The 11,523-nt window shown below is 71.9% G+C and carries 11 protein-coding genes; 8 read left to right on the plus strand and 3 right to left on the minus strand.

The genetic code is table 11. The features are described from left to right. Positions 1 to 837: 837 nt before the first annotated feature. Genes BLT67_RS08445 through BLT67_RS08470 form a run of 6 tightly spaced genes read left to right on the plus strand, consistent with a single transcriptional unit; the run spans position 838 to position 7,964 of the window. Positions 838 to 2,268 carry an MFS transporter gene (locus tag BLT67_RS08445; protein WP_092666612.1) on the plus strand — a complete coding sequence of 477 codons (1,431 nt, stop codon included), beginning with the start codon at positions 838 to 840 and terminating at the stop codon, positions 2,266 to 2,268. Between the two features lie 14 nt (positions 2,269 to 2,282). Continuing rightward, positions 2,283 to 3,803, plus strand: coding sequence for an FGGY family carbohydrate kinase (locus tag BLT67_RS08450; RefSeq protein WP_092666613.1), 1,521 nt, complete (start codon positions 2,283 to 2,285; stop codon positions 3,801 to 3,803). Between the two features lies 1 nt (position 3,804). Further along, positions 3,805 to 5,529, plus strand: a complete 1,725-nt coding sequence (locus BLT67_RS08455) for a glycerol-3-phosphate dehydrogenase/oxidase (protein ID WP_092666614.1) — start codon at positions 3,805 to 3,807, stop codon at positions 5,527 to 5,529. Next, positions 5,526 to 7,058: an FAD-binding oxidoreductase gene (locus BLT67_RS08460; protein ID WP_092666615.1), complete on the plus strand. Its 1,533-nt coding sequence runs from the start codon at positions 5,526 to 5,528 to the stop codon at positions 7,056 to 7,058. The genes BLT67_RS08455 and BLT67_RS08460 overlap by 4 nt, the downstream gene beginning before the upstream one ends. Positions 7,059 to 7,068: 10 nt before the next feature. Then, the gene (locus tag BLT67_RS08465) at positions 7,069 to 7,662 is read left to right on the plus strand and encodes a glycerol-3-phosphate responsive antiterminator (protein ID WP_092666616.1); all 594 of its coding nucleotides are present in this window, start codon (positions 7,069 to 7,071) and stop codon (positions 7,660 to 7,662) included. Then, positions 7,659 to 7,964, plus strand: coding sequence for a putative quinol monooxygenase (locus BLT67_RS08470; protein ID WP_092666617.1), 306 nt, complete (start codon positions 7,659 to 7,661; stop codon positions 7,962 to 7,964). Before BLT67_RS08465 ends, BLT67_RS08470 begins: the two co-directional genes overlap by 4 nt. A 260-nt stretch (positions 7,965 to 8,224) precedes the next feature. Here the strand turns inward: BLT67_RS08470 and BLT67_RS08475 are convergent, their stop codons facing one another. The 3 genes from BLT67_RS08475 to BLT67_RS08485 all read right to left on the minus strand — a co-directional run bounded on the left by BLT67_RS08475 (position 8,225) and on the right by BLT67_RS08485 (position 10,247). Beyond that, a complete protein-coding gene (locus BLT67_RS08475) occupies positions 8,225 to 8,554 on the minus strand; it encodes a hypothetical protein (RefSeq protein ID WP_092666618.1) in 330 nt (109 codons plus the stop codon). Between the two features lie 128 nt (positions 8,555 to 8,682). After that, complete coding sequence (locus BLT67_RS08480) at positions 8,683 to 9,585, minus strand: alpha/beta fold hydrolase (protein ID WP_092666619.1); 903 nt, start codon at positions 9,583 to 9,585, stop codon at positions 8,683 to 8,685. A 65-nt stretch (positions 9,586 to 9,650) separates the two neighbouring features. Beyond that, positions 9,651 to 10,247, minus strand: coding sequence for a TetR/AcrR family transcriptional regulator (locus BLT67_RS08485; protein ID WP_092666620.1), 597 nt, complete (start codon positions 10,245 to 10,247; stop codon positions 9,651 to 9,653). 152 nt (positions 10,248 to 10,399) lie between these two features. Between BLT67_RS08485 and BLT67_RS08490 the strand changes: the two genes are divergently transcribed. Both BLT67_RS08490 and BLT67_RS08495 read left to right on the plus strand, forming a co-directional pair. After that, positions 10,400 to 10,966, plus strand: coding sequence for an isochorismatase family protein (locus BLT67_RS08490; RefSeq protein WP_092666621.1), 567 nt, complete (start codon positions 10,400 to 10,402; stop codon positions 10,964 to 10,966). 128 nt (positions 10,967 to 11,094) lie between these two features. Continuing rightward, a complete protein-coding gene (locus tag BLT67_RS08495) occupies positions 11,095 to 11,454 on the plus strand; it encodes a hypothetical protein (protein ID WP_092666622.1) in 360 nt (119 codons plus the stop codon). Positions 11,455 to 11,523: the final 69 nt, after the last annotated feature.

The raw sequence follows: 11,523 nt of genomic DNA on the forward strand, positions 1-11,523 counted from the left end.
TGCGACGCCCGGCGACGTTGCTTCCTGACACTGGCCTGATCCGCGGGTAGGCGCAGGCCTTCGGAAGTGGAGTGGTTCAGTTCACCGCTCCACTCACCAGGAGGCCGTCCCGGCCGAAGGCCGGCTGCTACCAACCGCCGAACGAGTGGAAGCCGACCGGCACGCATAGCGGCGCGCGGCGCCGCCGTCGTCTGTGAAGATGGGCGTGCCGTTGCCGGACGGGGGTTGCGACGATGAGCTCGACGCCCTGCCCCGGGGAGGCGCCGTTCAGAGGTTCAAGAGAGCCGGGCCGAAACCCTCCTCCGCTGGGGAGGAGGGCGCGGTGGGGGCCTCCAGGGAGCAGCGGTTTGCCATGGCCGACGATCTTGCCGCGAGGGAGCCAGTTGCAGCGGACGCACGAAGTTGCATGGAATGGAAGTGCCATCCCCGGGGCGAATGCCAAACATTCGTTCGTCGCGCGCCGCCTGCACACGGCTCGTAGACGACCTGCGCGATGCGCGATCATCTCGTCCGCCGCAAGCGCGGTCCCCACGTGAGGCGCGCGGTCGTCCACCTCGCACGCCGTATTGACGTAGAGGAGTAGTCGCGCCTGCCGCCCGACTCGCGAGTCGCGTCCACGGTTGAGTCGCGGTGGAGGGGAGAAGGCATGCGCCCACCGCCATGCTTGAACCTGAGCCCCCGGATCACACTGTTACCGGTGCGTTTGGCACGACGCCCACCTCCGTGTACAGTCAGAGCCACTAGGGCAAGACGAAGATTCCTGGCGGAGTCTTCGTAGTGCCCTTTTCCCATGTAGACGTTGCATCCGTCGGGGCTGACAGAGAGGTCAACTTCCTGATGGCAACGAACATCCTTCGCGGCGTCCACGACGTCGTCGGCTACATCGACTCGCGCCCGGGCATCCGCGGCCGAGCCGGCATCATCTGGTGGCTCGCGCTCGGCGGCCTGTTCCTCGACGCGTTCTCCAACTCGGCGCTGAGCGCCGGGCTCGGGCCGATGACGCGCGACATGGAGCTGACGCCCACGCAGGTCGCGATCCTCACCTCGATGGCGTCGTGGGTCGCGCTCGCGTTCAACCCGATCGGCGGCTGGCTCGCCGACCGCTTCGGCCGCATCCCCCCGCTGCTCGTCGCCAAGGTGCTGGCCCTCGCCGGCGCCGGCATCGCCGCGTGGGCGCCGACCTTCGAGCTCGTCGTCGCGGGCCGCTTCTTCGTGGGCGCCGCCTACGGCATCGACTTCGCCATCGCGATGGCGCTGCTCGCCGAGTTCACGCCCGCCCGCTTCAAGAGCCGCCTCAACACGTGGCAGGGCATCTGGTACACGGCCGTGTGCTCCAACCTGCTGCTCGCGATCATGTTCTACAACTGGAACGTCGGCGACGCGATCTGGCGCTACGCCGTCGGCGCCGCGGGTGTCGTGGCCCTCGTGCTGTTCATCCTGCAGGCGACCTTCATGGTCGAGAGCCCCACGTGGCTCGCGCGCAAGGAGCGCCTCGAGCGCGCCGCGCAGTCGATGACGAAGATCTACAAGGAGCAGTTCACCGCCGCGCCGGTCGAGGACCGCGTGCCGGTCGTGAACCTCGCGAGCAAGGGCGTCCGCAACGTCGCGCTCATCTTCCGCGGCACCTACCTGCCGCGCACGGTGCTCGCCGCGACGGTGCAGATGGCGCAGTCGATCCAGTACTTCGCCGTCGGCTGGTACCTGCCGATCATCTCGATCGCGATCTTCGGCGAGGGTGACTTCGTGCTCGCCACGCTCGGCACGCTCGTGTTCAACGTCTTCGGCATCATCGGCGGCTTCTCGTCGTCGTTCATCGCCGGGAAGCTGGGCCTCCGCCGCGCATCCGCGATCGGCTTCGGCGCGGTCTTCGCGATGCTCGTCGTGCTCGGCCTCTTCTTCGACTCGATGCCGCTGTGGCTCGCGTTCATCGTGCCGAGCCTGTTCATCCTGTTCCACTCCGGTGGCCCGGGCGCGAACGGCAAGAGCCTCTCGACGCTGTCGTTCCGCAGCGAGCTGCGCGCCGGCGCCAACGGCATCATCGGCGCGATCGGCTCGCTCGGCGCGGCGCTCGGCCTCATGGTCTTCCCGCTCCTCAAGGAGCAGCTGGGCCTCGGCACGACGTTCCTCATCCTGGCCCTCGTGCCGCTGACCGCCTGCATCATCTGCAGCGTCATCAAGTGGGAGCCGAGCCGCGCGCTCGTCAGCCCCGATGAGGAGACCGACGCACCGCAGTTCGCCGACGACGCCGAGCCCGTCGCGGTTCGCTGAGGGCGGGGGAGAGCATGAGCATCCGCCGAGGCATCCTCGCCATCGACGAGGGCACCACCGGCACCCGCGCCGCGTGGGTCGCGGCCGACGGCATCGTCGGGGGGCTGCACTACGAGCGCCTCGCCGTCGCCGCGCCGCGACCCGGCGTGGTCGAGCAGGACGCCGCCGAGATCCTCCGCAAGACGATCGACGCCGTCCAGCACGCCGTGGCGGATGCTCGGCGCGAGGGGGTGGCGATCGTCGGCATGGCGATCGCCGCCCAGCGCGCCACCGCGGTCGTGTGGGACACCGCGACCGGCCAGCCGCTCGCCCCGGCGATCGTCTGGCAGGACACGCGGTACGCGGCCGACCTCGCCGAGCTCGCACCCGAGTGGGATGCGCGGCTCATCCCGCAGGTCGGCCGCCCCACCGGCGTGCGCTCGCCCTACCTGAGCGCCGTGCGGCTCATCGAGACGGATGCGCGGGTGCGGGAGGCCCACCGGGCCGGCACGCTCGCGTTCGGCACGATCGACACGTGGCTCCTCTGGAACCTCGTGCAGGGCCGCCCGCTCGTCACGACGGCCACGAGCGCCACGAGCTGCGGCGCGTACGTGCTCGGCGAGCACCGCTACGAGACCGACTACCTCGACGCGCTCGGCTTCCCGCGCGAGCTGCTGCCCGAGCTGCGCGACGACCAGGACGACTTCGGCACGACCGACCCCGCGATCCTCGGCATCGAGGTGCCGGTCTCCGCGGCGCTCGGCGACCAGCACGCGGGCCTCGTCGGCCTCGGCGCGCTCGAGCCGGGCGACGCGATGTGCGTGCACGGCACCGGCTCGTTCGTCGACCTCACCCTCGGCGCGGCGATGCCAGAGCGCCCGGGGCTCTACGAGGGCGCGCTCGCGCTCGTCGCCTGGCGCGCGCAGCAGCAGTCGCGCTTCACCGTCGAGACCTTCTCGGCCACGACCGGCAGCGCGATCGACTGGCTGTGCGACACGCTCGGCTGGTTCGAGAGCGGCCGGGCCATCTCCGCGGCCGCGGCCGACGCATCCGCCCGCCGCCAGGTGCAGTTCGTGCCGGCGATGACGGGGGTGCGGATGCCCGTGGTCGAGCCCCGCGTGCGAGCGACCCTCACGGGCTTCGACTTCTCGACGACCAAGGCCGATGTCGCGGCCGCGGTGCTCGAGGGCATCGCGCACTCGATGGCGTGGTCGCTCGAGGGCAGCAGCGAGTCGGCGGGCGTCGACGCCTCGAGCGTGCTCGTCGGCGGCGGGCTGTCGCAGAGCGACCCGCTGCTGCAGATGCAGGCCGACCTGACCCAGGTGCCCCAGCGCCGGCTGCGCGCCACCGACGTGGCGAGCCTGCGCGGCGCCGCCTTCCTCGGCGGCGCGGGCACCGTGTGGCCCGACCTCGCGGCGGCGACCGCGACGCTCGTGCCCGATGCCGAGTTCGAGCCCGCGATCGACCGGGCCGAGCGAGACGACCGCGTGGGCGCCTGGCGCGACCGCGTGAACGAAGAAGTGCGCCGAGTGCGCGACCAGAACGAGGAGGACTGACATGGTGGGCCTGCCCGCTCGCAAGACCGATCGTGCCCGGGAGAGCATGACGATCACCGAGCCGCTGCGGCTGCAGCGTTCCGAGCAGAAGGAGCGCCTGCGCAGCGAGCGCTTCGACATCGTGATCGTCGGCGGCGGCATCACCGGCGTCTACGCGGCGATGGATGCGGCGCTGCGCGGCTACAAGGTCGCGCTGCTCGAGAAGGACGACTTCGCCTCGGGCACGTCGTCGAAGTCGTCGAAGATGATCCACGGCGGCCTGCGCTACATCGAGCAGGGCAACCTGCCGCTCGTGCGCCACTCGCTGCTCGAGCGCCAGCGCCTGCGCCGCAACGCGCGTCACCTCGTGCAGCGCCTGCCGTTCCTCTTCCCCGTCATGTCGGTCGGCGGCGTCTTCGACCGCCGGCTCGCGGCCGGCTTCGAGTCGCTGCTGTGGACGTACGACCTCGCCGGCGGCTGGCGCGAGGGGATCCTGCATCAGAAGCTCTCGAAGAACGAGGTGCTCGCGCACTGCCCGACGTTCAAGTCCGAGCGCCTCGACGGCGGCTTCCTCTACTTCGACGCGCGCGCCGACGACGCCCGCCTCACCCTCGCGATCGCCCGCACCGCCGCCCACCACGGCGCGGCCGTGCTCAACGGGGCGAAGGTGACGGATGTGCGGCGCGAGTCGGGCAAGGTCGCGGGCGTCACCGTCGAGGTCGACGGCGAGGAGATCGCCGTGCGCTCGCGCTCGGTCATCATCGCCGTCGGGTCGTGGCTGCGCGACTGGAACGGCGCCGCGAAGGACGCCGACGTGCCCAACATCCGCCCCGCGAAGGGCGTGCACGTCGCCGTGCCGTGGCTCAAGATCCAGAACGACTGCACCGTCACCATCCCGGTGCCGGGCCGCAACCGCCGCGCGACGATCACCCGCTGGGGCAACACCTCCTACCTCGGCACGACCGACGAGGACTACCGGGGCGACCTCGACGACGTGCACACCACCCGCGAGGAGCTCGACTTCCTGCTCGACGGCGCCCGCACGGCGCTCAACATGGAGATCGAGCCCGAGGAGGTGCTCGGCTCCATCGCCGGCACCCGCCCGCTCGTCGCCCCGCCCGGCGGCAAGACCGTCGAGGTGAAGCGCAACCACGAGATCCGCACCGACCACGACGGCCTCGTCACGGTCGTCGGCGGCAAGCTCACGACCTCGCGCCACATGGCCGAGCAGACGATCGACGCCGTGCAGAAGGTGCTCGGCGAGCGCCGCCGCGTGAAGACGAAGGATGCGTACCTGCTCGGCGCCGCGGGCTACGACCCGGAGGCCGTGGTCGCCTCGGGCGGCCTCGCCGCCCACCTCGGCGAGCGCTACGGCACCGAGTCGGCGTTCCTCAGCCAGATCCTCGCCGCCGACCCGTCGCTCGAGACGCCGATCGTCGAGGGGCTGCCGTACCTCGAGGCCGAGGTCGTCTACTCGGCCCGTCATGAGCTCGCGCGCAGCGTCGACGACGTGCTGAGCCGCCGCACCCGCAGCCGCATCCAGGCGCGTGACGCCTCGGCAGCGGCGGCGCCGCGCGTGGCCGAGCTGCTGCAGGCCGAGCTCGGCTTCAGCGACGCCGAGCGCGACCGCCAGGTCGCCGAGTACCGCGCGGCGACCGCCAAGGAGAAGGCCATCCTGCTCGGGCACACCGCCAGCAGCCAGACCACCGAGATCCACACACTGAGCGCCAAGGGGGCAGCAGCATGATCAGCAAGGAAGCAGTGAAGCGCGGGTACAACCGCGGCAACTACACCGTCGGCGCGCCGACGCAGCCGCACTGGGCGCCCGAGTCGCCCGCGGAGGCCACGAGCGCCTCGCTCGCGACGGCGACCATCGACGTGCCCGCAGCCGTCGTCGACGAGCTGCGCGCCGCATCCGACGAGGTCATCACCGACCAGGCCGGCCTCATCGAGGGCACCCGCGACTGGTGGGCGCGCACGATGATCGCCGAGACGAGCGGGGCCCCTGCCGCCATCGAGGGCGTCATCGTCAAGGTCTCGACCGAGGAGCAGGTGCAGCAGGTCATGCGCATCGCCTCGGCGAACGGCATCCCGGTGACGGTCTCGGCGGGCCGCTCGAACGTCACGGGTGCCGCGCTGCCGCTCGCGGGCGGCATCGTGCTCGACGTGTGCGGGCTCGACAAGTTCGTCTCGTGGGATCCCGAGAGCCAGATCGTCGAGGTCGAGACGGGTGTCTTCGGCGACATCTTCGAGGAGACCATCCAGCGCGAGTACGGCATGACGATGGGTCACTGGCCGTCGTCGTACGCGATCTCGACCGTCGGCGGCTGGGTCGCGTGCCGCGGCGCCGGCCAGCTCTCGACCCGCTACGGGAAGATCGAGGACATGGTCGTCGGCATGGACGTCGTGCTCGCCGACGGCGAGAAGGTGACGCTCGGCGGCTCGGCGCGCGCCGCGGTCGGCCCCGACCTGCTGCAGCTCTTCATCGGCTCGGAGGGCGTGCTCGGTGTCATCACCCGCATCCGCTTCAAGCTCGAGCGGCTGCCCGACTACGGCCGCGCGATCGCCTACGGCTTCGACTCGTTCGCGGATGGGCTCGAGGCGTGCCGCCGCATCATGCAGGAGGGCGCGACGCCGGGTGCGCTGCGCCTCTACGACGCGCTCGAGAGCGGGCTGCAGTTCGACGAGCCCGAGCGCCACGTGCTGCTCATCGCCGACGAGGGCCCGCAGGGTCTGGTCGACGCCGGCATGGAGATCTCGGAGCGCGTGTGCCGCGAGGTCGGCGGCACCGAGCTCGACGGCGACGTGATCTTCGAGCGCTGGCTCGACACGCGCTACCTCACCGGCAAGAGCGCCGAGGGCTTCAAGAAGAGCCCCGGCTTCGTCGCCGACACCCTCGAGATGATCGGCCCCTGGAAGGACCTGCCGGCCATCTACGACGAGGTCGTCGAGGCGCTGCAGCAGGTGCCCGGCACCCTCGCGGGCTCGGCGCACCAGTCGCACGCGTACGTCGACTCGGCCTGCCTCTACTTCTCGCTCCGCGGCGACGTCGCGGTCGAGGACCGGGCCGACTGGTACCAGGCGGCGTGGGATGCGGCCAACGCGGTGATCATCCGCCACGGCGCGACGCTCAGCCACCACCACGGCGTCGGGCTGCTGCGCGCGCGCTTCATGGAGCCGTCGCTCGGCGGCGCCTTCGGCGTGCTCCAGACGGTCAAGCGCGCGCTCGACCCGAAGGGCATCCTGAACCCCGGCAAGCTGGGGCTCGCTCGATAATCTGGTAGCCATGGATGCGCTCACGCGACGTCGGCAGTGGGTGTCGACGAGGCTCCGCACGCGACCCGCGATCGCGGCCCTCTTCTCACCCGACGACGTCGACGCGTTCCTCGACACGGACGCGCCGATCGGCATCGTCGCGAGCTTCGACCTGCTGAGCCTGGAGCCGGTGCTGAGCCGGCTCCAGGCGGCGGATCGATTCACGTTCGTGAACGCCGACAGCGTGGGCGGCCTCCAGCTCGACCGCGGCGGCATCGACTTCCTCGCGAAGATCGGTGCGGCCGGTGTCGTCACCACTCGTGCCACCGCCGTCGCCCGCATCGAGGCGACCGGCATGGTGGCCATGCAGAAGCTCTTCGTCACCGACCGGCTCAACCTGCCGCGCTCGACGCACGGGCTCGAGGGATCGCTCCCGAGCTTCGTGCAGATCATGCCCGCGCCGGTGCTGCCCTACGTGATGGACGAGCCCGTCATGCGCATCTCGCCCGTGATCGCGGGCGGATTCGTCGCCAACGAGCGATCGCTGCAGGCAGCGCTCGCGTGCGGCGCGGCCGGCATCTCGACCAGCCAGCGCTCGCTCTGGACCTACAGGAAAGAACAATGACCCAGCACTACATCGTCGTCGCCACCTACACCGCCAAGCCCGAGACCGCCGACCAGGTCGCGGCGCTGCTGCCGCAGCTCGCCGAGGCGTCGCGCACCGAGCCCGGCAACATCGCCTACTCGGTCGCGCGCGACCTCGAGCAGCCGCACGTCTTCACGATCGTCGAGACGTACGTCGACGCGGATGCGTTCACCGCGCACCGCGAGAGCACCCACTTCGCCGAGATCGGCAAGGAGCAGATCATCCCGCTGCTCGAGTCGCGGTCGGTCGTCGGGTACGAGGGGGACGGTGTGATCGGCTGACGCTGCCGTACAGAGGGGCCTGGCGATGCGTCGCCGGGCCCCTTCGCCGTCTCTGGAGCCGCTCCGCGTTGCAGCTGCGGCGCAACGAGTCCGAGATCAAGGGCATGCTCGCCTCGAAGCCTCGCCGTGATCTCGCAGCGCGGCCCGCCCGTTCTCGTCGTCGTCATCCACCAGGTCGGAGCGGTATCTCGAGGTTGAACCTCGCCGTCGCAGCGGTCGGGCTCGCGAGCGTCGCGATCGCGCGCCTGAGCGCGAAACCATCAGCGCGCGCCGAGCTCGGCCGCGACCGCGCAGCCGCGCTCGTGGGCCGTGATGAGCGTCGGCTCGTTGAGCCCCACCCGGTACGCGACCGACCCGCACATGTCGTCGTCGAGGATGTCGACTGTGAGCTGTTCGGAGACCATGTGCATGCTCTCGACGAACTCGAGCGCGGCCTCGTCGCCGTCCATGACCGCCTCAACGATGCTCTCGGGGATCAGCTCAACGTTGATCGCCGTCTGCACCTCGTTGCGTACGTCGGCGGTGGGCTCGCCGGTCGCGCAGCCGGTGAGGACGAGCAGGGCCAGCGCGAACGCGGCGATGCGGTGCATGGCGTCACCATACGCGGTCGCGCACGCCGGAAAGGCGGGCGCGCTCGACGACGGCCCGCAGCCGGTCGGACCTCAGCGTGAAGGCCGCGAGGCGGCGCGGCTCGCTGGCGCCCGCCTCGGCGTGATGCTCAGAGTCGCGTCGCTGGCCGGTCGGCCGTCGCGTCGAGGAACCGCCTCGCGGCCGCAACCACGCCTGCGTCCCGCAGCACTCGGCGGTGCCCCAGCCCGTCGGTCAGCAGCAGCTCGGACCCGCTCCAGGCCTCCGCGAGCCGAGCCGACGCATCCGCCGACGTCACCGCATCCGCCCGGTCGTGCACGATGAGCGCCGGGGCGAGGCGGCCCGCCGCCTGCTCAGCCTCGACGAGCGGCAGCAGGTCGAAGTCCTCAAGCGGGCGGCCGACGCGGCGCACGAAGCGCTCGACGAGCCCGGCGCGCACCGCGGGTCCGATGCCGAGCGCCGTCGCGAAGGTGTCGACCATCCCGTCGGTCGTCGCCGCCGGCGCGACGAGCACCTGCCGCTCGGGCACGATGCCGTGCTCGCGCTGCGCCCACGCCACCGACACGCATCCCATCGAGTGCGCGACGGTCAGCGTCGGCGCGCCGAAGCGATCGACGACAGCGGCATAGCTCTCCGCCATCTCGGGCACCGTGGTCGAGCGGCGCCCGAGCGCTCCCGCCCCGGAGTCGCCGTGCGCGAGCGCGTCGAACGCGACCACGCGGTAGCCCCGCTCGAGCAGCAGCGGCACGAAGGCGCCCAGCTGCTGCCACCACCCGCCCCAGCCGTGCACGAGGGTGGCGAGCGGGGCGACCGCGTCGCCGAAGACGCGACCGCGCACCGGCGCACCCGCCGCATCCGCCGTGAACGCCACGCCCGCCTCGGCCAGCCCGGCTCGCCGGCCGCGCTCTGCGCGCGACGGCGGCCGGCCGACCGAGAACCAGAGGCGCTCGGCGAGCTGCGCGCCCAGGGCTGGCGCCGTGCGCTCGAGCGCCCCGAAGGTCGATCGCAGTGTCGCCGCCTGCGCGTTTCGCACGATCGTGCTTTTCTTTGCCGACATGAGGGCTCCGTTCGGATGCGTGGCGAGAGGAGGGGGAGAGGTCAGGCCCGCTGCGACTCGAGCAGGGCGTCGATCGCGCGCCAGGTGCGCTCGCGAGCGAGGGGGTCGCGCATCATGCGGTGCGCGAAGTGGAAGCCGAGCATGTGGCCGTAGAGCATGTGGGCGAAGTCGGCGCTGTCGGTGTCGCGCAGGTCGCCGACGACGACGGCGGAGCGGTGGATGCGCCGCAGCGCCTCCTGGAACGCCGCGTGGTGCTCGGCGAGCCGGTCGCGCACGGGGCCCTCGGGGGCGTCGTCGAGCTCGGTCGCGGCAGCCGCGAAGACGCAGCCGCCGGGCAGCGCGTACTCGCCCTCGCCGTCCCAGCCCATCCAGCGCTCGATCACGGTGCGGATGCGGGAGAGGCCGGCCGGCTCGGCGAGCGCGGGCAGCACGACGACGTCGCGGAAGTGGTCGGCGGCGAAGTCGAGGATGTCGACCTGCAGCTGCTCCTTCGAGCCGAAGTGGGCGTAGAGGCCGCTCTTCGACATCTCCATCGCAGTCGCGAGGCCGCCGATCGTGAGCCGCGAGAGGCCGACCTGGCTCGCTTCGCTCAGGCCGGCGCGCAGGATCGCCTGGTTGGTCGCCTCGCCCTTGCGCATGGCATCAGAAAAGCACGGTCGTGCGGAACCGTCAAGCGCCGGTCGGGAACCGACGCGCGGACCGCTGCCGCCGTCGCCGACTGGCGCGATCTCGACGACGGTTGGCGCTCCCGCCCCTTGGCGCGGCGCCTGCGATCGGCGACGCTTGCCCCATGCAGACCGCGCTCGTCGTCATCGACGTCCAGGAGTCCTTCCGCCAGCAGCCCCAGTGGGCGAGCATCTCGAACCCCGCGATCGCCGACGACGTCGCGCGGCTCGTCGAGGGCGCTCGCGCCGCGGGCGACGACGTCATCTGGGTGCTGCACGCCGAGCCCGGCAGCGGCGGCGTCTTCGATCCGGCGAGCGGCCACGTGCGGATGCTCGAGGGCCTCGAGCCGCAGGCCGGGGAGCCCGTGCTGACCAAGCACGCGCACAACGCCTTCACCACGACCGACCTGCAGCAGCGGCTGACCCGGGCCGGCACGCGCCGCTTGCGCCTCGCGGGCATCCGCACCGAGCAGTGCGTCGAGACGACCGCGCGCCTCGCGAGCGACCTGGGCTACGAGGTCGAGGTGGTGCTCGACGCGACCGCGACGCATCCGCTCGCCCTGCACGACGGCTCGGGCGAGCTGAGCGCCGACGAGGTGATCGCCCGCACGGCGGCCGCGCTGTCGGGGCGCTTCGCGACGATCACCTCGATCGCGGAGGTGCTCGGGGAGGCACGAGCGGCGCTGCGCTGACCGGGCGGAGGCCTGGCCGAGCGGACGGTCGACCGAGCGAGGCCCGACCGAGCGGACGGCTGGCCGATCGGCGCAACCCTGCGTGAATCCTCGGCCCGGCCGCCCGTCGGCAGTGCGACGATCGCAGGATGACGGCGCAGCGGAAGCGCACGTGGACCTGGGTGTTCTGGCTGGCGATGGTCGGCCAGCTCGTCGCGCTCTACCTGCCGAGCCTGCCGTCGGGCGTCGGCTTCCCGCACGCCGACAAGGTCGTGCACACGCTGATCTTCGCGGCGCCCGCCCTCGTCGGCATGCTCGCCGGCATGCGGTCGCTGCTGCTCGGGCTCGGCCTCGGCGCGCACGCGGTCGCGAGCGAGGTCGTGCAGCACTACCTGCTCACCGAGCGCGCGGGCGACCCCTGGGATTCGGCGGCTGGCATCCTCGGCGTCACGATCGGCCTGCTGCTCGGCTGGCCCGTGCAGCGCCGCTCGCGCGTGCCCAGCCGCTGACCGCCCGCGGCCGCGGCAGCAGGCAGCGGTCAGCGGGCAGCGCAGGCCCAGACGACGGATGCGGTGCCC

Origin of the sequence: Agrococcus carbonis (assembly GCF_900104705.1) — a bacterium.
In the GTDB taxonomy this organism is placed as follows: domain Bacteria; phylum Actinomycetota; class Actinomycetes; order Actinomycetales; family Microbacteriaceae; genus Agrococcus; species Agrococcus carbonis.